This is a genomic window from Streptomyces sp. 2-1 (assembly GCF_048564895.1).
Lineage (GTDB): Bacteria > Actinomycetota > Actinomycetes > Streptomycetales > Streptomycetaceae > Streptomyces > Streptomyces phaeochromogenes.
On sequence record NZ_CP183383.1, the window covers coordinates 3,732,176 to 3,755,080 of the forward strand.

At 69.0% G+C, this 22,905-nt stretch carries 22 protein-coding genes; 11 read left to right on the top strand and 11 right to left on the bottom strand.

Translation table 11 applies throughout. From position 1 onward, the window contains the following. The first annotated feature begins 7 nt into the window (after positions 1 to 7). Positions 8 to 913: a TerD family protein gene (locus ACN20J_RS16515; protein WP_189838070.1), complete on the top strand. Its 906-nt coding sequence runs from the start codon at positions 8 to 10 to the stop codon at positions 911 to 913. 128 nt (positions 914 to 1,041) lie between these two features. On the opposite strand, the gene ACN20J_RS16520 is transcribed toward ACN20J_RS16515, so the two are convergent. The 6 genes from ACN20J_RS16520 to ACN20J_RS16545 all read right to left on the bottom strand — a co-directional run bounded on the left by ACN20J_RS16520 (position 1,042) and on the right by ACN20J_RS16545 (position 6,024). Next, the gene (locus tag ACN20J_RS16520; RefSeq protein WP_189838069.1) at positions 1,042 to 1,779 is read right to left on the bottom strand and encodes a TerD family protein; all 738 of its coding nucleotides are present in this window, start codon (positions 1,777 to 1,779) and stop codon (positions 1,042 to 1,044) included. A gap of 105 nt (positions 1,780 to 1,884) precedes the next feature. Then, positions 1,885 to 3,030: a DUF475 domain-containing protein gene (locus tag ACN20J_RS16525; protein WP_190228056.1), complete on the bottom strand. Its 1,146-nt coding sequence runs from the start codon at positions 3,028 to 3,030 to the stop codon at positions 1,885 to 1,887. Positions 3,031 to 3,308: 278 nt separating this feature from the next. Further along, positions 3,309 to 3,884 carry a TerD family protein gene (locus ACN20J_RS16530; protein WP_055617906.1) on the bottom strand — a complete coding sequence of 192 codons (576 nt, stop codon included), beginning with the start codon at positions 3,882 to 3,884 and terminating at the stop codon, positions 3,309 to 3,311. A gap of 136 nt (positions 3,885 to 4,020) precedes the next feature. Then, on the bottom strand, positions 4,021 to 4,596 hold the full coding sequence (locus ACN20J_RS16535) for a TerD family protein (protein ID WP_055617911.1): 576 nt from the start codon (positions 4,594 to 4,596) through the stop codon (positions 4,021 to 4,023). A gap of 217 nt (positions 4,597 to 4,813) precedes the next feature. Continuing rightward, positions 4,814 to 5,272 (bottom strand): peroxiredoxin, encoded by a 459-nt coding sequence (locus ACN20J_RS16540; protein ID WP_055617905.1) that lies wholly within the window; start codon positions 5,270 to 5,272, stop codon positions 4,814 to 4,816. A 314-nt stretch (positions 5,273 to 5,586) separates the two neighbouring features. Further along, positions 5,587 to 6,024: a DUF3052 domain-containing protein gene (locus ACN20J_RS16545; RefSeq protein ID WP_055611766.1), complete on the bottom strand. Its 438-nt coding sequence runs from the start codon at positions 6,022 to 6,024 to the stop codon at positions 5,587 to 5,589. A gap of 508 nt (positions 6,025 to 6,532) precedes the next feature. Between ACN20J_RS16545 and aceE the strand changes: the two genes are divergently transcribed. Next, positions 6,533 to 9,280 carry a pyruvate dehydrogenase (acetyl-transferring), homodimeric type gene (gene aceE / locus ACN20J_RS16550; RefSeq protein WP_190228055.1) on the top strand — a complete coding sequence of 916 codons (2,748 nt, stop codon included), beginning with the start codon at positions 6,533 to 6,535 and terminating at the stop codon, positions 9,278 to 9,280. A 124-nt stretch (positions 9,281 to 9,404) separates the two neighbouring features. After that, complete coding sequence (locus tag ACN20J_RS16555; RefSeq protein ID WP_189838065.1) at positions 9,405 to 10,202, top strand: potassium channel family protein; 798 nt, start codon at positions 9,405 to 9,407, stop codon at positions 10,200 to 10,202. A 174-nt stretch (positions 10,203 to 10,376) separates the two neighbouring features. Here the strand turns inward: ACN20J_RS16555 and ACN20J_RS16560 are convergent, their stop codons facing one another. Both ACN20J_RS16560 and ACN20J_RS16565 read right to left on the bottom strand, forming a co-directional pair. Then, positions 10,377 to 10,685 (bottom strand): small hydrophobic protein, encoded by a 309-nt coding sequence (locus tag ACN20J_RS16560; RefSeq protein WP_189838502.1) that lies wholly within the window; start codon positions 10,683 to 10,685, stop codon positions 10,377 to 10,379. 311 nt (positions 10,686 to 10,996) lie between these two features. After that, entirely contained in the window at positions 10,997 to 12,616 is a 1,620-nt protein-coding gene (locus tag ACN20J_RS16565) for an MFS transporter (RefSeq protein WP_361994337.1), read from the bottom strand. 170 nt (positions 12,617 to 12,786) lie between these two features. On the opposite strand from ACN20J_RS16565, the gene ACN20J_RS16570 reads away from it, so the two are divergent. From ACN20J_RS16570 to ACN20J_RS16580, 3 genes are all read left to right on the top strand, one after another. Then, complete coding sequence (locus tag ACN20J_RS16570; RefSeq protein ID WP_189838063.1) at positions 12,787 to 13,455, top strand: TetR family transcriptional regulator; 669 nt, start codon at positions 12,787 to 12,789, stop codon at positions 13,453 to 13,455. A gap of 173 nt (positions 13,456 to 13,628) precedes the next feature. Continuing rightward, positions 13,629 to 14,852, top strand: a complete 1,224-nt coding sequence (locus ACN20J_RS16575; RefSeq protein WP_190228052.1) for an alpha/beta hydrolase — start codon at positions 13,629 to 13,631, stop codon at positions 14,850 to 14,852. A 58-nt stretch (positions 14,853 to 14,910) separates the two neighbouring features. Next, on the top strand, positions 14,911 to 15,807 hold the full coding sequence (locus ACN20J_RS16580) for a DUF4429 domain-containing protein (protein WP_361994438.1): 897 nt from the start codon (positions 14,911 to 14,913) through the stop codon (positions 15,805 to 15,807). Positions 15,808 to 15,848: 41 nt separating this feature from the next. Here ACN20J_RS16580 and ACN20J_RS16585 read toward each other — a convergent pair whose 3' ends face one another. Together ACN20J_RS16585 and ACN20J_RS16590 are read right to left on the bottom strand one after the other, a co-directional pair. Further along, entirely contained in the window at positions 15,849 to 16,865 is a 1,017-nt protein-coding gene (locus tag ACN20J_RS16585) for an aldo/keto reductase (RefSeq protein WP_419666202.1), read from the bottom strand. Next, a complete protein-coding gene (locus ACN20J_RS16590; RefSeq protein WP_419666203.1) occupies positions 16,862 to 17,332 on the bottom strand; it encodes a MerR family transcriptional regulator in 471 nt (156 codons plus the stop codon). The genes ACN20J_RS16585 and ACN20J_RS16590 overlap by 4 nt, the downstream gene beginning before the upstream one ends. 96 nt (positions 17,333 to 17,428) lie before the next feature. On the opposite strand from ACN20J_RS16590, the gene ACN20J_RS16595 reads away from it, so the two are divergent. Both ACN20J_RS16595 and ACN20J_RS16600 read left to right on the top strand, forming a co-directional pair. Then, the gene (locus ACN20J_RS16595; protein ID WP_189838058.1) at positions 17,429 to 17,899 is read left to right on the top strand and encodes a GNAT family N-acetyltransferase; all 471 of its coding nucleotides are present in this window, start codon (positions 17,429 to 17,431) and stop codon (positions 17,897 to 17,899) included. A 103-nt stretch (positions 17,900 to 18,002) separates the two neighbouring features. Further along, positions 18,003 to 18,854 (top strand): serine hydrolase domain-containing protein, encoded by an 852-nt coding sequence (locus ACN20J_RS16600; RefSeq protein ID WP_189838057.1) that lies wholly within the window; start codon positions 18,003 to 18,005, stop codon positions 18,852 to 18,854. Between the two features lie 8 nt (positions 18,855 to 18,862). On the opposite strand, the gene ACN20J_RS16605 is transcribed toward ACN20J_RS16600, so the two are convergent. Further along, positions 18,863 to 19,516, bottom strand: coding sequence for a pirin family protein (locus ACN20J_RS16605; protein WP_189838056.1), 654 nt, complete (start codon positions 19,514 to 19,516; stop codon positions 18,863 to 18,865). Between the two features lie 80 nt (positions 19,517 to 19,596). Here ACN20J_RS16605 and fasR point away from each other — a divergent pair, with 80 nt between their 5' ends. From fasR to ACN20J_RS16620, 3 genes are all read left to right on the top strand, one after another. Continuing rightward, positions 19,597 to 20,802: a fatty acid biosynthesis transcriptional regulator FasR gene (fasR, locus tag ACN20J_RS16610; protein WP_189838055.1), complete on the top strand. Its 1,206-nt coding sequence runs from the start codon at positions 19,597 to 19,599 to the stop codon at positions 20,800 to 20,802. 89 nt (positions 20,803 to 20,891) lie between these two features. Further along, on the top strand, positions 20,892 to 21,827 hold the full coding sequence (locus ACN20J_RS16615) for an ACP S-malonyltransferase (protein WP_189838054.1): 936 nt from the start codon (positions 20,892 to 20,894) through the stop codon (positions 21,825 to 21,827). Positions 21,828 to 21,849: 22 nt separating this feature from the next. Beyond that, on the top strand, positions 21,850 to 22,881 hold the full coding sequence (locus ACN20J_RS16620; RefSeq protein WP_143631651.1) for a ketoacyl-ACP synthase III: 1,032 nt from the start codon (positions 21,850 to 21,852) through the stop codon (positions 22,879 to 22,881). Positions 22,882 to 22,905: the final 24 nt, after the last annotated feature.

Below are 22,905 nucleotides of genomic sequence, written 5' to 3' on the forward strand. Positions count from 1 at the left end.
TGACCGCATGACGCACGCGATGCTGAAGGGGTCGAACGTCCCGCTGGACGCCACTGCGGTGCGCGCCGTGCTGCGCTGGACGCCGGGACGGGGTGTCCCGGACGTGGATGCCTCCGCGCTGCTCCTCGGCCTCGACGGTCGTGTGCGGTCCGACGAGGACTTCGTCTTCTACAACCAGCCCCGGCATCCCTCGGGCAAGGTCTGGCGACTCGGCAAGAAGCGCGTGAACGAGGGTCTCGCCGAGGGACTCACCGACACGATTCAGTCGGATCTCGTCGGCGTTGACAATGGAGTGGGCCGAATTCTCCTTGTCGCTTCGGCCGACGGCGTCACCTTCGACCGGGTCAGCGCCCTGCGGATCCTGCTGTACGACGCCGTCCTCGGGGACGCCGAGCCGGTGGCGTACTTCGACATCAAGCCACAGACCGGCGAGGAGACCGCGCTGGTCTGCGGCGAGCTGTACCGCCGCGGCGAGGGCTGGAAGTTCCGGGCGCTCGGCGAGGGCTATACGAACGGTCTGCAGGGGCTCGCCTCGGACTACGGCATCTCGGTGGACGAGTCCGAGGTCGCGGACCCATCGGCGTCCGCCCTGCCCGGCCCGCCCGCCGGTGCGCAGCCGCTGCCGCCGGAGCAGCCCACGCAGCTGCCCCCGATGCCCCAGCAGCCGTCGTACGGCTATCCACCGGCCGCGGCGGGCCCGGAGCCCACCCGGCAGCAGCCGCCCGCCGTGCAGCCCGCGTACGGCTACCCACAGCCCACCAGCCAGCCCGCCTACGGCTACCCGCAGACGGCCCCGTCCCAGCCGGCCCCGGCCACCGCCCACTCCGGCTACGGCTACCCCCAGCCGGTGGCCCCCCTGCCCGACCCGGACTTCAGGCTGCCCCCGCAGGGCCCCCAGTTCATCGGCCGCTAGGGAGCACCCTGAGGCGCCCGAAGGGGCGCGGGGAACTGCGCGACCAGCCACAACCAACCCGCAGCCGCCACCGACCCGGACCCCCCGAGCCCTGAGGCGCCCCCGCCAAGCCCAGCGGCAGCGGCCGGTCAGCGGTCGGCTTTCGTCTTGTAGCCGCGGCCCCACTGCAGGCCCCAGCCGTAGAGCCGGTCGAGCTCGGCCTGGAACCCGTACACGAACTTCACCTCGCGGCGCACCACCAGTTCGTTCTTGACGTTCTCGATCATGACCACCGCGCAGGACCTGGCCTGCGAGTGCCGCTCGTCGAGGCCGATCTCGATCCGGGGGCCGTTGCTCGGGTAGAGCGTCACGATCGCGTGCGTACGGTCGAAGGCGGGGGTCTGGTCGTAGATGTAGACGAAGACCAGGAGCCGCTTTATCTGCTCGCGGTGGTCGAGGTTGACGAAGATCGTCTCGCCGGAGCCGGAGCCGAAGCGGTCGTCACCGCTGAGCTTCACGTACGGCGCGCCGTTGAGCTCGCCCAGGAAGCCGCCCAGTGGCTGGACGACTCCCTTGGTGCCGTCCGCGAGCTCGTACATGCAGCCCAGGTCGAGGTCGACGTTGACCATGCTCTGGGTGTGTGCCTGCACCACGTCCGGCTTGAAGGCCTTGAAGGGGTGGCGCAGCAGGCTCTCCCGCTGGGACCCGCCGATGTCGGAGGTGCGCATCCGCCAGGACAGGTTGATGCGGAGGTTGCCGGTGGCGGCGCCCTGTTTGGTGAGCGAGATGGTGTGGTTCCGTTTGGTCAGTTCTATGGCGTTGGTCGCCGCGCTGCCCGAGTCGAAGTCCGTCGACCGGCCGCGCCACAAGCCTTCCCAGAAGCTCATTCCCGCCCCCACGCTTCCCTGTTCACCTCGATGAATGCGCCGGGGCGGCCGCGAGGATTCCCTCGACGGCCGCCCCTCACAGAGCGTTCCTCACTCGGAGCGGTGTCACACCCCGGACGAGATCTCAGCCTTGTCGTCCGAGGCCTCAGCTTTTCCCTCGGCGGCCGCGATCGCTCGGTTGCGGCGCACGGAGGACCAGAAGGACCAGGCGATGAGGACGACACCGATGAGGCCGGTGACGATCTCGTTGACCTCGAAGCGGATCGTGATGAGCAGGATGCCGGCGAGGGCACCGATCGCGTAGTGGGCGCCGTGCTCCAGGTAGACGTAGTCGTCGAGGGTGCCCTGGCGGACCAGGTAGACCGTGAGCGACCGGACGTACATGGCGCCGATGCCGAGGCCGAGGGCCATCAGGATGATGTCGTTCGTGATGGCGAAGGCGCCGATGACGCCGTCGAAGGAGAACGACGCGTCCAGGACCTCGAGGTACAGGAACATGAAGAAGGCGGCCTTGCCGACGAGTGCCCCCGCGGAGACCTGCTTGCCGCTGCGCTTGGCCTCCTCCTCTTCCTCGTGCTCGCGCTCCTCGGCTTCTTCCAGACGGTTCTCGAAGAAGCCGGAGAGCCCGCCGACGATGAGGTAGGTGATGAGGCCGGCGATGCCGGAGAGCAGGACCGTCTCCGCCTTGTCGGCGGACCCGGCGTGCAGGTGGGCCTTCGGGGCGAGGTACAGCGCGGTGATCAGCAGGACGATCAGGGCGATGCAGGCCGACAGCATGTCGACCTTGCCGAGCTTGGCCAGCGGGCGCTCCAGCCAGCCGAGCCACTTGATGTCACGGTCCTCGAAGATGAAGTCGAGGAAGATCATCAGCAGGAACATGCCACCGAAGGCCGCGATCGACGGGTGGGCGTCCGTGACCAGTTCCTGGTAGCGGTCGGCGTCGTTCAGCGCGAGGTCGACCGCCTCGATGGGGCCGAGGGAGGCGCTGATCGCGACGATCACGACGGGGAAGACGAGCCGCATTCCGAAGACGGCGATCAGGATGCCGACGGTGAGGAAGATCCGCTGCCAGAAGGCACTCATCTTCTTCAGGATGCCGGCGTTGACCACCGCGTTGTCGAAGGACAGCGAGATCTCGAGGATGGACAGGATCAGCACGATCCCGAACGCGGTCCATCCGTCGATCAGCACCGCTGCGACCAAGCCGAGCGCGGTGACCGCGAACGACCAGCCGAAGGTTTTCAGAACCACTGGCTACCCAATCGTGAGTATGGGGGGCTACCCCCGGACGAAGTCCGGAGGGGGTTTCCCCCCGCCGTACCCGGCTTTACGAAACATTGACCACAAAGTCTAGAGGGACGACCCCTCGGACGAGAGGGCCGGGCCACCCCACCTGGAGAGTCGCAGGTCCAGAGGGTGCGGACGCCAGTGACGCACCTTCGGCCCCGCCCGCCACACTGCTTTCGGTGCACGGCGGGCGGCGGCCTCTCCTTCGGTCACCGGGGGCACCTTCCCCGGAGCCGACGGCCCTACGAGACGTTGACCCCGAAGTCCAGGGCGATGCCCCGCAGTCCGGATGCGTACCCCTGCCCCACCGCGCGGAACTTCCACTCCGCGCCGTAGCGGTAGACCTCGCCGAAGATCATCGCGGTCTCCGTGGAGGCGTCCTCGGAGAGGTCGTAGCGGGCGAGCTCCTGGCCGTCGGCCTGGTTGACGACCCGGATGAAGGCGTTGCTGACCTGACCGAAGGTCTGGCCGCGGTTGTCGGCGTCGTGGATCGAGACCGGAAAGACGATCTTGTCGACGTTGGCGGGCACCTTGGAGAGGTCGATCAGGAGGGATTCGTCGTCGCCGTCGCCCTCACCCGTGAGGTTGTCCCCGGTGTGCTCGACCGAGCCGTCCGGGCTCTTGAGCTGGTTGTAGAAGATGAACCACTCGTCACCGAGCACCCGCCCCGAGTTGCACAGCAGCGCGCTGGCATCGAGGTCGAAGTCTGCTCCGGTGGTCGAGCGTGCGTCCCAGCCGAGCCCGATCATCACCTGTGTGAGGTTCGGTGCGGCCTTGGAGAGGGAGACATTGCCCCCCTTGGCGAGCGTGACGCCCATGATCCTTGTCCTCCCCGGTCAAGCCATTGGGTTGTCGAGCACGTCCGGCGCCGCACTAGGAGTGTGCGACGCCGGACGGAAAAAAAGGTGAAGCGGATTGAAGCTGTTCGGGGCCGGACCACGACCCCGAGGTGGCTCAGACGTTGACGCCGAAGTCCTGCGCGATGCCGCGCAGACCTGAGGCATACCCCTGACCGATGGCGCGGAACTTCCACTCCGCGCCGTGGCGGTACAGCTCACCGAAGACCATCGCGGTCTCCGTGGAGGCGTCCTCGGAGAGGTCGTAACGGGCGATCTCCGCCTCGCCCGCCTGGTTCACGACGCGGATGAACGCGTTGCGCACCTGGCCGAACGACTGCTGGCGGTTCTCGGCGTCGTAGATCGAGACCGGGAAGACGATCTTCTCGATGTCGGCGGGGACGCCGGCGAGGTTGACCTTGATCTGCTCGTCGTCGCCCTCGCCCTCACCGGTGGTGTTGTCACCGGTGTGCTCGACCGAGCCGTCGGGGCTCTTCAGGTTGTTGAAGAACACGAAGTTGGCGTCACTGCTGACCTTGCCCTCCGCGTTCGTCAGGATGGCGCTGGCGTCCAGGTCGAAGTCGGTACCGGTGGTGGTGCGGATGTCCCACCCCAGACCGATGATGACCGCGGTCAGTCCCGGGGCCTCCTTCGACAGCGATACGTTGCCGCCCTTGCTGAGGCTGACTCCCACGAGTCCTCCCATTGGTGTCCAGGGGCGGTGCGCCCCGTAGTGCGTTGGTATCGGATCAACGTGTCGATCCTAGTGAGGGGTTCCCCACCGCCGCAGGCCCTGGGCGTGAAGAATCCCAGAGTGTCGGCATCACAGGCCGGTCACGGAGCCGGGATCATGCCGGGATCGCGTCGGCATCGCGTCGGAATCGCGTCCGGATCACAGGCTCACGTCCGGATCACAGGCTGTCGAGCGCCGTCACGTACTCGTTCAGGTCACGGGCGTCCGGCAGGGCGTTGACGACGGTCCAGCGGACGATGCCCTCCTTGTCGATGACGAAGGTGCCGCGCACCGCGCAGCCCTTGTCCTCGGCGAAGACCCCGTACGCGCGCGAGACCTCGCCGTGCGGCCAGAAGTCGGACAGCAGCGGGTAGTCCAGGCCCTCCTGCTCGGCGAAGACGCGCAGGGTGTGGATGGAGTCGTTGGAGACGGCGAGCAGCTGGGTGTCGCGGTCGGAGAACTGCGGGAGGTTGTCGCGCAGGGCGCAGAGTTCGCCTGTGCAGACGCCGGTGAAGGCGAAGGGGTAGAAGAGCAGCACCACGTTCTTCGCGCCTCGGAAGTCGGAGAGCTTCACGGTGGCGCCGTGGTTGTCCTTCAGCTCGAAGTCCGGGGCCTTGTCGCCGACCTCGATCGTCATGGTCCTGCATCCCTTCCATGGGCCGTTCGGGGCACCCACCCTACGCAGAGACCCCTTTTCGCCCCCGCCGCCCCTACCCATTCCCGTCCCCTGGGGCTCCGCCCCAGACCCCGCTCCTCAAACGCCGGAGGGGCTGAAATACCTCAGGGGCGCGGGGAACTGCGCAGTCTTTTAGGGGCGCGGGGAACTGCGCGACCAGCCACGGCCCACCCGCACCTGCACAGCCGCCCGCACACCGGCACTCACACTCGGGAGACGAAAAGCGGGGGCCCAGGGGTGCCAACCCCTGAACCCCCGCCCAACTCAGCGGAGCGTCACCGCTTTGACTTGGCCGCCTTCGGCGTAGCCAGCCGGGTCCCGCTCCAGTCCTTCCCCACGCTGATGCTCTTGGTCTGGGACAGACCCGCGGTCGTCGCGGCTTCCGCGATGTCGCTGGGCTCCACATACCCGTCTCGGCCGGTCTTCGGCGTCAGCAGCAGGACGGCGCCGCCCTCTTCGACGTACGTGGTGGCGTCCACCAGCGCGTCCGTCAGGTCGCCGTCGTCGTCACGGAACCAGAGCACTACGGCGTCGGCGACGTCGTCGTACTCCTCGTCCATGAGCTCGCTGCCGATGACTTCTTCAATGGCCTCGCGGAGCTCCTGGTCGACGTCGTCGTCGAAGCCGATCTCCTGGACCACCTGCTCGGGCTGGAATCCCAGCCTGGTGGCCAGGCTCGTCCGCTCCTCCGCGTGGTCCGCGGTCGCGCTCACGGGTTGCCTCCTGATCATGTTCGGTAATGGGGTCTCCCCCTGCTCGGGCGAAGCCTGGAGCTTGGGGAAGTTCAAGCCACGCGCGTGCGCGAAGCATTGGCCGTAGTCCACACGGGCGGGGCGGATCGCGCAAGTACCCGGCCGTCGGGACCGCCGAAACGGTGACGATCCCGACCGTGTCGCCGCAACTCCAGGCAGAGAATCCTGGCCATTGGTGACGCACACCACACCAATCTGCCCCATTTGTGGATTTACGAACCCTACGAGGGTACGGGACTCGAAAGGCTTTGCGGTACGCGTCACGGGTCGGGCGTATCGTTGCGATTTGCCGGGCCCGCCCTTGGGGAGACGGGACGAACGTCTCGGTTACCTCTCGGTAGAGATGACGTTTCCGCCCCCGAGGTACACGATGGGGAACGGTGCAGAGACCCAGGTAACCAGAGAGACCCTCCAAGAAAAAACCGAGAAAAACCGAGAAAAAGCGGCCCCCTGAGAGCGAAGGAACAGCGTGGCTTCCGGACCCGATCGCAACCCGATCATCATTGGCGGCCTTCCGAGTCAGGTCCCTGACTTCGATCCAGAAGAGACCCAGGAGTGGCTCGACTCCCTCGACGCCGCCGTCGACCAGCGGGGCCGGGAGCGGGCCCGCTATCTCATGCTGCGACTGATCGAGCGGGCCCGCGAGAAGCGCGTGGCCGTGCCGGAGATGCGCAGCACGGACTACGTCAACACCATCGCCACCAAGGACGAGCCTTTCTTCCCCGGCAACGAGGAGATCGAGCGCAAGATCCTGAACGCGACCCGCTGGAACGCGGCCGTGATGGTGTCCAGGGCCCAGCGCCCCGGAATCGGCGTCGGCGGCCACATCGCCACCTTCGCGTCCTCCGCCTCCCTCTACGACGTGGGCTTCAACCACTTCTTCCGCGGCAAGGACGAGGGCGACGGCGGCGACCAGATCTTCTTCCAGGGGCACGCCTCCCCCGGTATCTACGCCCGCGCGTTCATGCTGGACCGGCTGAGCGAGCAGCAGCTCGACGCCTTCCGCCAGGAGAAGTCCAAGGCGCCCAACGGCCTGTCGTCGTACCCGCACCCGCGGTCGATGCCGGACTTCTGGGAGTTCCCGACGGTCTCGATGGGCCTCGGTCCGCTCGGCGCCATCTTCCAGGCGCGAATGAACCGCTACATGGAGGCGCGCGGTATCGCGGACACCTCCAAGTCCCACGTTTGGGCGTTTCTCGGTGACGGCGAGATGGACGAGCCCGAGTCGCTCGGCCAGCTGTCCATCGCCGCACGCGAGGGCCTGGACAACCTCACCTTCGTCGTCAACTGCAATCTGCAGCGGCTCGACGGTCCGGTGCGCGGCAACGGAAAGATCATCCAGGAGCTGGAGTCGCAGTTCCGCGGCGCCGGCTGGAACGTCATCAAGCTGGTCTGGGACCGCAGTTGGGACCCGCTGCTCGCGCAGGACCGCGACGGCGTGCTCGTCAACCAGCTGAACACCACGCCCGACGGCCAGTTCCAGACGTACGCCACGGAGACCGGCGCGTACATCCGCGACCACTTCTTCGGTCACGACCACCGGCTGCGGGCGATGGTCGAGAACATGACCGACGACCAGATCCTGCACCTGGGCCGCGGCGGTCACGACCACAAGAAGGTCTACGCGGCCTACGCGGCGGCCAAGGCGCACAGCGGCCAGCCGACCGTGATCCTCGCGCAGACGGTCAAGGGCTGGACGCTCGGCCCGAACTTCGAGGGCCGCAACGCCACGCACCAGATGAAGAAGCTGACGGTCGCCGACCTCAAGGGCTTCCGTGACCGGCTGCACCTGCCGATCTCCGACCAGGAGCTGGAGTCCGGCGCGCCGCCGTACTACCACCCGGGCCGGAACTCGGAGGAGATCCAGTACATGCACGACCGCCGCAAGGGGCTCGGCGGGTACGTCCCGACGCGCGTCGTGCGGTCGAAGCCGCTCGCCCTGCCCGAGGACAAGACATACGCGAGTGTGAAGAAGGGTTCGGGTCAGCAGTCGATCGCCACCACCATGGCGTTCGTCCGGCTGCTCAAGGACCTCATGCGGGACAAGGAGATCGGCAAGCGGTTCGTGCTGATCGCGCCCGACGAGTACCGCACGTTCGGCATGGACTCGTTCTTCCCGAGCGCGAAGATCTACAACCCGCTCGGCCAGCAGTACGAGGCCGTGGACCGGGACCTGCTCCTCGCGTACAAGGAGTCGCCGACCGGGCAGATGCTGCACGACGGCATCTCCGAGGCGGGCTGTACCGCCTCGCTGATCGCGGCCGGCTCGGCGTACGCGACGCACGGCGAGCCGCTCATCCCGGTGTACGTCTTCTACTCGATGTTCGGTTTCCAGCGCACCGGCGATCAGTTCTGGCAGATGGCCGACCAGTTGTCGCGCGGCTTCGTACTGGGCGCGACCGCCGGTCGTACGACTCTGACCGGTGAGGGTCTGCAGCACGCGGACGGGCACTCGCAGTTGCTCGCCTCGACGAACCCGGGATGTGTCGCGTACGACCCGGCCTACGGGTTCGAGATCGCGCACATCGTGCAGGACGGGCTGCGGCGGATGTACGGCTCGTCGGCCGAACACCCGCACGGCGAGGACGTCTTCTACTACCTCACCGTCTACAACGAGCCGATCCAGCACCCCGCCGAGCCGGAGGGCGTGGACGTCGAGGGCATCCTGAAGGGCATCCACCGCTACGCGGAAGGGACTTCGGGCTCGATCCCGGCGCAGATCATGGCGTCCGGTGTCGCCGTGCCGTGGGCCGTCGAGGCCCAGCGGATCCTCGCCGAGGAGTGGAACGTACGGGCCGATGTCTGGTCCGCGACCTCCTGGAACGAGTTGCGGCGCGAGGCCGTCGAGGTGGAGCGGCACAATCTGCTGCACCCCGAGGAGGAGCAGCGGGTTCCCTATGTGACGCAGAAGCTGTCCGGGGCGCAGGGTCCGTTCGTGGCCGTCTCCGACTGGATGCGGTCGGTTCCGGACCAGATCGCTCGCTGGGTGCCGGGGACCTACCAGTCCCTCGGTGCCGATGGGTTCGGCTTCGCCGACACCCGGGGGGCCGCTCGGCGGTTCTTCCACATCGACGCGCAGTCGATCGTGGTGGGGGTGCTCACCGAGCTCGCGCGTGAGGGCAAGGTCGACCGGTCCGTGCTCAAGCAGGCGATCGACCGGTACCAGTTGCTGGACGCGGCTGCCGCGGATCCGGGTGCCGCGGGTGGGGATGCGTAGCGCCCTGCGCTCCTGAAGGGGTGCTCCTGAAGGAGTGCTCCTGACCGGGGGCGTCTAGCACAGTGCGGTAGGGGTGGTGTGGCCACGGGTCACGCCGCCCCTTCGCGTTTTCTACTATGCGCGCATGAAGCAGCAGTCGGCGCAGGACCGTTGGGAGCAGCGCACGCAGCGGCCCTTGTTGGGGCTCGCTGTGGCGTTTGCCGTCGCCTATGCCGTACCGATCGTGTGGCCCGAGGCCGACCGGGAGGTGACCTCCTGGTGCACGAGGGTGGAGTGGGCGGTCTGGGGGCTGTTCGCCCTGGACTATCTCGTACGGCTCGTTCTCACCGAGCGGCGGGGGGAGTTCGTCCGTACGCACTGGCTCGATCTGTGCGCGGTGCTGTTGCCGCTCATCCAGCCGATCCGGCTGCTGCGGCTCGTCTCCACGTTGCTGCTCGTCGGGCAGCGGGCCCGGATGGCGCCGCAGATACGGCTGACCACGTATGTCGTGGGTGCGGTGGTGGCGCTGCTGATGTTCGGCTCGCTCGCCGTGCTGTCCGTCGAACGGGAGTCGCCCGAGGGCAACATCAGGACGCTGGGTGACGCGGTGTGGTGGTCGTTCACCACGATGACGACCGTGGGGTACGGCGATCATGCTCCGACCACGGGGCTCGGGCGGATGATAGCGGTCGGGCTGATGCTGTCCGGGATCGCGCTCCTCGGCGTCGTGACCGCCAATATCGCCGCGTGGTTCATCTCGCGGTTCGAGTCGGACGATGTGGAGGAGCGGCGGCAGACCGCGGCGATCGAGGCGCTGGCGGAGGAGGTTCGCGCGCTGCGGGCGCAGGTTGCCGCGTTGTCCGAGTCGGCTCCGGCCGACTCTTCGTCTGTGTCCGGACGGATTCCGCATCAGGCTGCTGCCGCGGAGGAGCAGTTGAGCTGAGTGCTCTGCGGGTTGGTCGTCGGGTGCGGGTGGGTGGGGTGCTGGTTGCGCAGTTCCCCGCGCCCCTAAAAGAGAGGCACGTCTTTTAGGGGCGCGGGGAACTGCGCAGCCAGCCACGAACGACCCGCACCCGACGACCAACCCGCAGCACGGGCCTTGTCCTTCACTGTGCGGCTAGAACATCCCGGTGCCCGGGCCCGCCGTTCCGGCGATCCATACGATCGCCAGGATCGTGTCAATCGCGCCCAGTACCAGCGCGATCAGCGCCAACGGTGGGCGGGCGCCGTTCCAGCGGCGTCCCATGGCCAGCCATCCGCAGGCGATCGCCAGTGGGCCGAGGATGATCCCCAGCACGAAGAACCCGGCGACCGCGCAGATGACTCCGATGATTCCGAGCGTCGCGCGGTCCGGCCCGCTCCGTGACCCCGTACGGCGACGTGAGCGAGGGTGTTTGCGCGTGGTGTGACCGAAGCCCGCCATCATCAACTCCCTGGACCTCTGAGCCGGCCGCATGCCGGCCGGTTCGGGCTCGGAAGTCGGGTACCCCGGTCCGTTCGGTTCAGACCCGTACTTTTTCTCCCACCGGTTCCGTGGCGCGCCGCCCCCCTCCGGCAGCGCGCCCCGGTCTCACCGAACTGCCCGTTTCGTACGGATCAGTTGAGAGCACTCTGACCTGCGGCACGAGCGGTATGAAAGTCATACGGAACGGCGTCACCCTGATAGGCGAAAGCCCCGCCGAGTGAACTCGGCGGGGCCGGGCCGGAGATGGCCGACAGGGACAAACAGAGAGCGGACTAGATGTGCCCGACTCCCGCGCCCGCTTCCGCGTTGGCCCCCCGCTTGGTGAGGAAGGCGACGAAGATGGCCACGAAGGCGACTCCGGCCGCGACGAGGCTCGCCAGGCTCATGCCGGAGATGAACGTGTCGTGCGCGACGCCCGTGATCTTCTCGGCGATCTCGGCCGGCGTGCCCGGTGCCACCGGCGCCGCGCCGACCTGGACGGCCTCCTTGGCCTGGTCGAGCTGGTCCGGGGTGAGCTGCGGAAGGCCCGCGCCCGCCCAGTTGCCCGCGAGGTCGCCGTCGACCTTGGAAGCCATCACGGCACCCAGGACCGCCGTACCGAGGCTGCCGCCGATCTGCATCGCGGCCTGCTGGAGACCGCCGGCGACACCGGAGAGCTCCATCGGCGCGTTGCCCACGATGACCTCCGTGGCGCCGACCATGACCGGCGCGAGGCCGAGACCGAGGAGCGCGAACCAGATCGACATGAGCCCGCTGCTCGTGTCCGTCTCCAGCGTCGACACACCGAACATGGCGATGGCCGTGAGGGCCATGCCACCCGCGAGCGGGATGCGCGGTCCCGTTTTGGTGATCATCGCGCCGGCCAGGGGCGAGCCGACGATCATCATGCCGGTGAGCGGCAGCAGGTGCAGGCCCGCGTCGATCGGGCTCATCCCGTGCACGTTCTGCAGATAGAAGGTGACGAAGAACAGGCCGCCCATGAAGGCGATCGCCATGAGCACCATCAGGATCACACCGGCCGACAGCGCCACGGAGCGGAAGAGCCCGAGCGGGATGAGCGGCTCGGCGACCCTGTTCTCCCAGTACGCGAACAGTGCGAAACCGACCACCGAGATGGCCAGGAACGACCACGTCATGGCGTCGCCCCAGCCCCACTCCGGGGCCTTGATGAGCGCCCAGACCAGGCAGAACATGGCGCCGGACAGCAGGCCGATGCCGGGGAGGTCGAAGGAGCGCGGCGCGTTCTCCGCGCGGTGGTCGGTGAGGATCACCACGCCGAGGACGACCGCGATGATGCCGACCGGCACGTTGATGAAGAAGACGGACTGCCAGCTGACGTGCTCGACGAGCACACCGCCGAGGATCGGGCCGCCCGCGGTGGAGGCGCCGATGACCATGCCCCAGATACCGATCGCCATGTTCAGCTTCTCGGCCGGGAAGGTGGCGCGCAGCAGACCGAGCGCGGCCGGCATCAGCAGTGCGCCGAACAGGCCCTGGAGCACTCGGAAGACGACCACGAAGGCGATGCTGTCGGAGAGGCCGATGGCGCCCGAGGCCGCCGCGAAGCCGACCACGCCTATCAGGAAGGTCTGCCGGTGGCCGAACCGGTCACCGAGCTTGCCCGCCGTGATCAGCGTGACGGCGAGCGCGAGGAAGTAGCCGTTGGTGATCCACTGGACGTCCGCGAAGCTGGCCTTCAGGTCCTTCTGGATGGCCGGGTTGGCGATGGCCACGATGGTGCCGTCCAGCGCCACCATCATCACGCCCACGGCCACGGTGAACAGGGTGTACCAAGGGTGGCCGCGCAGCCCCTTGCCCGGGGTCGGACCGGAGGCGGCGGGCGGGGCCTTGTCGGCCGGGCCGGTCGTGTCGACGGTGGTCTGACTAGTCATGCGTCGAGGCTAATGACAGCCACTGACAGTTGACAAACCAATTCACAAGTCGGTAACTGTCACGTCACTCACGGATAGGCTCAGCTGGGCGAACGGACACCTGAACGGACACCTGCGGCGCGCCGGAGGAACGAGGCGGACGCGGAAACATGAAGACGGGAAGAGGTTCCATGGACACGGCGTCACGGCCGGGGCTGCGCGAGCTCAAGAAGCAGCGCACCCGGGACGCCCTGGTGCGGGCCTCCCTGGAACTGTTCACGACCCAGGGGTACGAGCGGACGACCGTCGACGAGATCGTCGAGGCCGTCGACGTCTCGCAGCGCACGTTCTTCCGGTACTTCGCGGGCAAGGAGGACGCCGCCTTCGCCGTCCAGGAGATGGCCGAGTCGCATTTCGTCGCGGCGGTGCGCGGGCGCCCCGCCCACGAGGCCCCCCTGGAGGCGCTGCGCCGGGCCGTCATGGCGAGCTGGGACACCATCGGTGAGGCCATCGAGGCCGTCATCCCGCTCGAACTGCACATGCGGGCCTTCCAGTTGATCGAGTCGACACCCGCGCTGCTCGCCGCCCACCTGCGCCGCCAGGAGGGTCTCGAGGAGGAACTCGCGCGAGTGATCGCCGAGCGCGAGGGCCTCGACGTGGACACCGATCCGCGGCCGCGCCTGGTCCTGGCCGTTTTCGGCGGGGTGATGCGGCTGACGGGCCGGCTCTGGGGCGCGGGCGAGGACTTCAGCGTGGCGGCGATGCGAGAGCTGACCGCCTCGTATCTCGACCAGGTGGGGCCCGCGTTGGCGGAGAACTGGCGCACGGGCGGCGGGAACGACCGTACGGACACTGAGTGACGACCGTCGCACGCAGAGTCGAACTCCGCCTGCGGCAGGGCTTGTCACGCACCTACACAGGGTGACCGGACGACTCTATATGTGCCCGGTTTTACCCAATTACCCCTCCTGAAACGTGATCCCCCTCACTCGGTTAACGCGAGACACTCCCGTTCTCCTAGTGTGTCCTTTCAGTGACTTCCTTCGACTCCACCCCCCAACTCAACGTCTGGCGCATGTTGCTCGCGCTGGCCGTGGTGTTCGTGATGCTCGCGACCACCGGCTGGACAGCCGTGCGCAACCACCGGGGAGCGACTACCCCGCTCGCGGCGTCGCTGTCCGCCTGGGAACGCGGTCACATAGGCGGACATCGCCTGCCCGACCCGGACGAGACGACGCCCGCCCGGCTGGCCCACTTCTTCGCCTCGCTCGACGCGCGGCAGCGGGCCCGGCTCGCCGCCCGCTATCCGCTGGCGGTCGGCAACATGAACGGGGCGCCGGTACAGCTCCGCTACCGCGCCAACCACATCGCCCTCGGCCAGGCACGCAAGGTCGAGCTCAAACGCATGCACGACGACCGGCTCTCGCCGACCGGACAGTACGAGGCCGGACGCCGGATGCACCGGTACGAGGACCTGATGAGCGGGGAGCGACACATCCTCGCCTTCGACCCGATGGGCTCCGGCCGGGTCGCGGAGGTCTTCGGAGACCTGGACAGGGCCCAGCGGGTCTCGGTCGTCGTGCCCGGCGTCGACACCAACCTCCTCACCTTCCAGCGCACCAACAAGACGTACTCCGCGCCCGTCGGCATGGCGAAGTCGCTCCACAGCGCCGAGCGGGCCGCGAGCCCGGAGACCCGTACGGCCGTCATCGCCTGGGCCGACTACACGGCGCCCAGCGGGCTCGGGATGGACGCGGCCACCGGGATCCGCGCCGAGGAGGGCGCGGTCCGGCTCAACGCCCTGGTCCGGGCGCTGCCCGGACGCTCCGGCGTGGCCCTGTACTGCCACAGCTACGGCTCGGTCGTCTGCGGCGTCGCCGCGCACTCGCTGCCCTCCCGGGTCTCCGACATAGCGGTGGCGGGCAGCCCCGGCATGCGGGTCGAGAAGGCCGCGCAGCTGCGCACCTCCGCCCGGGTGTGGGCCGTACGGGACTCCGACGACTGGATCGAGGACGTACCGCATCTGGAGGTCGGCGGGCTCGGTCACGGGGCCGATCCGATGTCCTCGGAGTTCGGCGCGCGGGTGCTGTCGGCCCGGGGCGCCCAGGGACACACGGGCTATTTCGTGCCCGGCACCGACAGCCTGCGGAACTTCGCCGAGATCGGGATTGGCGCGTACCGCGCGGTGCGCTGCGCCCGGGAGGATGACGTGTGCCGGGAGGGTTTGTCCGACGCGGCTGAAGTCGGACGCGCGTAGAGAACGAAGAAACTGCGGTCTGCTCAGGGAGGGGACTACGAAGCGCATGCCGCATACGATGGCCCGCATGGGTGACGTACTGGCCGGATTTCATGCCGCCTGGGAGTTCGAGTCCGACTCCGTGCTCATCCGCTTCGAACGGGGGATCCGCACGCCGAAGCTGTTCCAGGCGCTCGGTGAGCGCCGCATCCCGCTCGACGCGATCGCGGCGGTGACGCTGACGCCCGGCAAGCGCGGGACGGTCGTCCTGCGCGCCGAGCCGAGACCGGGAGCGGATCCGCTCATGGAGGCGGCTGCGGGACAGCTCAAGGATGCGTGCGACCCCTACCGCCTTGTGCTGCCCGCCGAGCGGGAGACGCTCGCCGAGTACTACGCGGACGAACTGCGGGCGATGCTCGCGACCAACGATCCCGGGCCTGCCGAGCGCTATCTGGTGCAGCCGCCCGAAACGCCGCTCCAGTTCAAGGCGTACGACGGGAAGGCGTCCTTCGACGGGAAGGCCGTGCACTTCCGGTGGTTCTGGACGGGGGCGTCCTCCGCCAAGTGGAAGGCCGGCGACCAGGGTTTCGCCGTGTCCGACCTGTGTGGTGTCGAGTGGCGGTCGCCCGAGGTCTTCGAGGGGCATCTGCGGCTGCTGCGCCGCGACGGGATTTCACAGCCGCCTCAGGCGGATCAGGATCCGGCCGCCGTTGTCTTCGGGCTGGGGTACGGGCCGGTTCACGAGTCGTTGCCGTTCGCGGCGGCCGTGCTCGCCGCGGTTCGGAGCGGTGGGGCTTCGGCCCCCCTGCCCGAGAGTCCGGGGGCCGGGACCACGGCCGGGGAGGGACCGGGGACTCGGCGGGATCCGGCCGACATCGCCGACCGGATCCGGCATCTCGGCGAGCTTCATGAGGCCGGCCTCGTCACGGATGAGGAGTTCTCGATGAAGAAGGCCGAGCTGCTGGCCGAGCTCTGAGGTGTGAGGGGCCCTTGAAGGGGCGCCCCTCACAGGGCTCGCTACTCCCGGCCCGCCGATACGAACGTCATGTCCGAGTAGCGGTTGCCTGATACCTGGGAGGCGATCGTGTCCAGTACTCCCAGGTCGTCCTCGGTCAGGACGATGCGTGTCGCCGCCGTGTTCTCCTCGATCCGGGTGCGCCTGCGGGTGCCCGGGATGGGGACGACCGGGAGGTCGTGGACGGACGCCTGCTGGTGGACCCAGGCCAGGGCGATCTGGCCGGCGGAGGCGTCGTGGGCCTTCGCGACGGCCCGGATCGGCTCCAGGAGGGCCGCGTTCGCCGCCGCGTTGTCGCCGGTGTAGCGGGGCTGCTGGCGGCGGAAGTCGCCCTCGGTGAGCTCCGTGGCGGCGTCCGTGAAGGAGCCGGTGAGGAAGCCCCGGCCGAGCGGGGAGTACGGGACCAGCGTCACGCCCAGTTCGCGGGCCGCCGGGACCACGCCCGCCTCGATGTCCCTGCTGAACAGGGACCACTCGGACTGGACGGCCGCGATCGGGTGCACCGCCTGCGCGGCACGGAGTTCGCCGCCCGTGACCTCGCTGAGGCCGAGCTGCTTGACCTTGCCCTCGCGGACCAGCTCGGCCATGGTGCCGACGGTCTCCTCGATGGGGACGTTCAGGTCACGGCGGTGCATGTAGTAGAGGTCGATCACATCGACGCCCAGCCGCTTGAGGCTCGCCTCCACGGCCTGCCGGATGTACGGCGGGTCGTTGCGGATGATCCGCTTCGTCGGCTCGTCCGGCGGGATCGTCATGGCGAACTTGGTCGCGATGACGACCTCGTCGCGGTGCGCCCGGAAGAACGGCGACAGGAACTCCTCGTTCTCCCCCTGGCCGTACGCGTCCGCCGTGTCGTAGAGCGTCACGCCGAGTTCCAGCGCGCGCTCCAGCGTGGCCCGGGCCTCCTCGGCGTCCGTCGGGCCGTACGCGAAGCTCATGCCCATGCAGCCGAGGCCCTGTACTCCGACCTCGGGGCCGCCCATACCGAGCTGTGCCTTCGCGATCCTGCTGTCCGTCATCGGGACCTCTCCGACGCCAGGGCCCGCCCGGCGTCCGCATAGAAATTGATCTTCCGGTCGAGCACCGCGAGGGTGTCCTGGAGCTCGGCGATCCGCGCCCGGACATCCCGGCGGGTGGCTTCGAGCAGCTCGAAGCGGTCGGCGTACGTGTGGTCGCCCTCGCGCACCATCTCCGCGTACCGCACCATCCCGGCGACCGGCATCCCGGTCAGCCGCAGCTTGCCGACGAGGTCGAGCCAGTCGAGGTCGCGGTTGCTGTAGCGGCGCTGGCCGGTGTGCGAGCGGTCGATGTGCGGCATCAGCCCGATCCGCTCGTACCAGCGGAGGGTGTGCGCCGTCAGGCCGGTGAAGGCGACGACCTCGCTGATCGTGTACTGGTCCTGGCCGTCCGGACGCCGGCTCACGTGCGGCGGGCCGGCACAGGTGTCGTTCCTGCTGTCCGTGGTCTCGGTCTCCATCACCGTCATGACCTCAACGCTAAAACCTTGGAGTGCACTCCAAGCAAGCGGATTCCGATGAAATTCCGACGACATCGGCCGGGGCCCGTGGCTACCGTGCCGATCATGACTCTTGTACGCCGTGCCGTACCCGAGGACGCCGAGGAACTGCTCCGACTGCGTCAGGTGATGATCGACTCCATGGCCGGGGCGGACACGTCCACCGAGTGGCATGCCGAGTCCCTGACCACCGTACGGGGGCGGCTGGCCGATCCCGACGGGGGTTTCGCGGCCTTCGTCGTCGATCACCCCGAGCGGGCGGGGGCGCTGGGGGCGCTGGTCGTGGGAACGGTGGAGTACCGGATCGGACGGGCCGGGAACCCGCACGGGCGGATCGGTTACGTGTTCAGCGTGGCGACCGATCCCGAGATGCGGCGGCGGGGGTATGCGCGCGCCTGTATGGAGGCGTTGGTGGCGTGGTTCCGGGAGGAGGGGGTCGGGCAGATCGATCTGACCGCGTCGGCGGAGGCCGCGCCGCTGTATGCGGCCATGGGGTTCGTGCGGACGCCTGATCCTTTGATGCGGCTTCGTTTTTGAGTGCGGGTCGGTTGGGGCTGGGTGCGCAGTTCCCCGCGCCCCTGAAAAGACAAACGGGTGCTGCCCGAACCCGGCGTATCAGCATGGTCGTAGGCTCTTGCTCATGTCTTTGGAGAGTCTTGCGCTGATCGAAGAGTGGCCCGTTCCTGCCGTTGCCGCGGCCGTCGTGCGGGCGGACGGCACCGTGCTCGGGGCTCACGGGCCCACCTCGCAGCGGTTCGCGCTGGCCTCCGTGACGAAGCCCCTCGCCGCCTACGCCGCCCTCGTCGCATACGAGGAAGGGGCCGTCGAGCTGGACGAGCCCGCCGGGCCCGAGGGGTCGACCGTGCGGCATCTGCTCGCGCACACCAGTGGGCTGGCTTTCGACGAGCACCGGGTGACGGCGGCGCCGGGGCTGCGGCGGCTGTACTCCAACGCCGGGTTCGAGCAGCTGGGGGATCACATCGCGAAGGCGACGGAGATTCCCTTCGGCGAGTATCTGAAGCAGGCGGTCCTCGAACCGCTCGGGATGACGTCGACGGCCCTCGACGGCTCCCCCGCGAAGGACGGTGTCTCGACCGTCGACGATCTGGTGCGGTTCGCCGCCGAGGTGCAGGCGCCGCGGCTGCTCGACCCGCGGACCGTCGCGGAGGCGATGACCGTGCAGTACCCGGGGACGAAGGGTGTCCTGCCGGGGTACGGGCACCAGAACCCCAACGACTGGGGGCTCGGCTTCGAGATCCGGGACTCCAAGTCGCCGCACTGGACGGGCGGTTCGTCCTCGCCGCGGACCTTCGGGCACTTCGGGCAGTCGGGTACGTTCCTGTGGATCGACCCGGACGCCGGGTGGGCGGGCGGGAAGGGCACAGGGGCGGCCTGCGTGGCGCTGACGGACCGGGCGTTCGGGCCGTGGGCCGTCGAGGTGTGGCCCGCCTTCACGGACGCGGTGCTGGCCGAGCTCTCCAGCACTCCGTAAGAGGCTCCCTACGCCATCTCCCAGAACAGCAGCTCCGCCCCGTCCCGGGCGACCGCCTCCAGGTCCTTCGCGTCCGTGATGCGGGCCGCGTCACCGGGGCTCAGCACCCAGCTGTCCAGCAGGACTTCGCCGCGTACGACATGGGCGTACACGAACGGCGCGTCCGGGACGGCGGTGCGCTCCCCCGGCGCGAGGCGGCGGACGTGGAGCATCGCGGCCGCCTCCGGGACGGCGTACGGGGTGGAGTCGGCGATGCCGTGGACGACCTCGTACGCGGGGTCGCCGCCCGGCTCCAGCGGGGCGAGCCACATCTGGACGAAGAGCAGGGGTGTGTCGCCGTCGTTGCGTTCGACGTGGCGGACGCCGCCCGCCGAGCTGAGGCGCTGGACGTCACCGGGGCGTACGACCGACTCGTGGCCGGTCGTGTCGCGGTGGGTCAGCTCGCCCTCGACGACCCAGGTGACGATCTCGGTGTGGCTGTGCGGGTGCTCGTCGAAGCCGGCGCCGGGCGCGAGGCGCTCCTCGTTGCAGGCGATGACCGCGCCGAAGCGGAGGTTGTCCGGGTCGTAGTGCGGGCCGAAGGAGAAGGCGTGCAGGGACGCGATCCCGGCCGCCGGGTCGCCTCCGCGGTAGCGCTCGTCGGCGCGCCGTACGTCCATCACGGACCCACCGTAGACCCGACTGACGAGCCGTCCGAGACCCTCCGCCGCATACTCCCGTCCTGATAAGGCAGTCTTGTCCCGTGCCCGAACCCGAATCCAGCAACACCGAACGCGCCGCCCGCGCCGCCCATGCGCACGCCGCGACCCTGAAGCGGCTGGAGAAGTCGTCCGGCAGTCTCGCGGCCCAGGCGATCGCGCGCATGGACGAGACGCTGCCGTGGTACCGGGCGATGTCCCCGGAGAACCGGTCGTGGATCGGCCTCGTCGCCCAGGCCGGTATCGCCGCGTTCAAGGAGTGGTTCCGGCATCCGGACGCTCCCCAGGCGATCTCCACGGACGTCTTCGGCACCGCGCCGCGCGAGCTGACCAGGGCGATCACCCTGCGCCAGACCGTCGAGATGGTGCGGACGACGATCGAGGTGATGGAGAGCGCCATCGACGAGGTGGCCGCTCCCGGCGACGAGTCCGTGCTCCGCGAGGCGCTGCTCGTGTACGCGCGGGAGATCGCCTTCGCGACCGCCCAGGTGTACGCGCAGGCCGCCGAGGCGCGCGGTGCCTGGGACGCCCGGCTGGAGTCCCTGGTCGTGAACGCCGTCCTCTCCGGCGAGGCCGACGAGGGCGCGGTGTCCCGGGCCGCGGCGCTCGGCTGGAACTCTCCCGAGCATGTGTGCGTGGTGCTGGGCACGGCGCCCGACGGTGACAGCGAGCTGACCGTCGAGGCCATCCGGCGGGCCGCCCGGCACGCCAAGCTCCAGGTGCTGACCGGGGTGCTCGGGGACCGCCTGGTCGTCATCGCGGGCGGCAGCGACAACCCGCTCGGTGTCGCCAAGTCCCTGATCGGGCCGTATGCCGCGGGCCCCGTGGTGGCCGGGCCCGTCGTGCCCGACCTGCTCGCCGCGACCCGGTCCGCGCAGGCGGCGGCCGCCGGCCTCAAGGCGTGTTTCGCCTGGCAGGACGCCCCTCGGCCGGTTCTGGCGGACGATCTGCTGCCGGAGCGCGCGATCGCCTCGGATCCCTCTGCCCGTGAACAGTTGGTGGAGGAGATCTACAGACCACTGGAGGAGGCCGGGTCCGCTCTCCTGGAGACGCTGAGCGTCTATCTCGAACAGGCGAGCAGTCTCGAAGGGGCCGCTCGGATGCTCTTCGTGCATCCGAACACCGTGCGCTACCGGCTTCGACGTGTGACTGACGTCACCGGCTGGTCGCCTTCGGATGTACGTTCGGCGTTCACGCTGCGGATCGCGCTGATCCTGGGGCGTCTGGCCGATGGAGATCCCCAGCTCTAGGCTTTTGTCGGGGACCTACAATTCCCCCTCCTGTTCTTCGTCCCTGTCCCCACGGGCGGCCGTGCCCGTCCACAAGAGAGAGTGTGAGAGTGCTCGTACTCGTCGCTCCCGGCCAGGGCGCCCAGACGCCCGGCTTCCTGACTCCCTGGCTCGACCTCCCCGGTGTCCGCGGTGCCCTTGAGGCGTGGTCCGACGCCGTGGAGCTCGACCTGATCCGTTACGGCACCGAGGGGGACGCGGACGAGATCCGTGACACCGCGGTGGCGCAGCCGCTCCTGGTCGCGGCCGGGCTGACCTCCGCGTACACCCTCTTCGACGACCCGGCCCAGCTGCCGCTGAAGGTCGGCGCCGTCGCCGGACACAGCGTCGGCGAGCTGACCGCCGCCGCACTCGCCGGGGTGCTCCCCGACGAGGAGGCCGTCCGCCTCGTCCGCGTCCGCGGACTGGCCATGGCGGAGGCGACCGCCGCCACCGCCACCGGAATGTCGGCGCTGCTCGGCGGCGACCCGGAAGTGACGATCCCGCACCTGGAGAAGCTCGGCCTGACCCCGGCCAACGTGAACGGCGCGGGCCAGGTCGTGGCCGCCGGCACGCTGGAGGAGCTGGCCGCCCTGGAGGCCGACAAGCCCGAGGGCGTACGCCGTGTGGTGGCCCTCAAGGTCGCGGGCGCGTTCCACACGCACCACATGGCCCCGGCGGTCGACACCCTCGCCCGCGCCGCGGCCGAGCTGTCGCCCGCCGACCCGAAGCTCACGTACGTGTCGAACAAGGACGGGCAGGCCGTCACCGCCGGCTCGGAGGTCCTGGCCCGGCTGGTCGGCCAGGTCGCCAACCCGGTCCGCTGGGACCTGTGCATGGAGACCTTCAAGGAACTGGGCGTGACCGCGCTCCTGGAGGTGTGCCCCGGCGGCACCCTCACCGGTCTCGCCAAGCGCGCGCTGCCCGGCGTGCAGACGCTGGCGCTGAAGACACCCGACGACCTGGACGCGGCTCGCGAGCTCATCGCCGAGCACGCCTCCGCCTGAGCGCGTAAGGAGCCGACAGAGCATGTCGAAGATCAAGCCCAGCAAGGGCGCCCCGTACGCGCGCATCCTCGGTGTCGGCGGCTACCGCCCGGTCCGTGTCGTGCCGAACGAGGTGATCCTCGAAACGATCGACTCGTCCGACGAGTGGATCCGCTCGCGCTCCGGCATCGAGACCCGGCACTGGGCGAACGACGAGGAGACCGTCGCCGCCATGTCGATCGAGGCGTCCGGCAAGGCCATCGCCGACGCCGGGATCAGCGCCGAGCAGATCGGCGCCGTGGTCGTCTCGACCGTCTCGCACTTCAGCCAGACCCCGGCCGTCGCCACCGAGATCGCCGACAAGCTCGGCACGGCGAAGGCCGCGGCCTTCGACATCTCGGCGGGCTGCGCCGGCTTCGGCTACGGACTGACCCTCGCCAAGGGCATGGTCGTGGAGGGTTCCGCCGAGTACGTACTCGTCATCGGCGTCGAGCGGCTCTCCGACCTGACCGACCTGGAGGACCGCGCGACGGCCTTCCTGTTCGGTGACGGCGCGGGCGCGGTCGTCGTCGGCCCCTCCCAGGAGCCGCACATCGGCCCCACGGTCTGGGGCTCCGAGGGCGACAAGTCCAACACCATCAAGCAGACCATCCCCTGGGACCGTTTCCGGATCGGTGACGTGTCCGAACTGCCCCTGGACTCCAAGGGCGAGATCAAGTTCCCCGCGATCACGCAGGAAGGCCAGGCGGTGTTCCGCTGGGCCGTGTTCGAGATGGCGAAGGTCGCCAAGGAGGCGCTGGACGCCGCCGGACTCACTGCGGACGACTTGGACGTCTTCATTCCCCACCAGGCCAACGAGCGGATCATCGACTCGATGGTGAAGACTCTCAAGCTGCCGGAACACGTCACGGTCGCCCGTGACGTGCGCACCACCGGTAACACCTCGGCCGCCTCGATTCCGCTCGCGATGGAGCGGCTCCTGGCGACCGGCGAGGCGAAGAGCGGCGACACCGCGCTCGTCATCGGCTTCGGGGCGGGTCTCGTGTACGCCGCGACGGTCGTTACCCTCCCCTAGGCACACCGCCCGGATCCTTCCGGG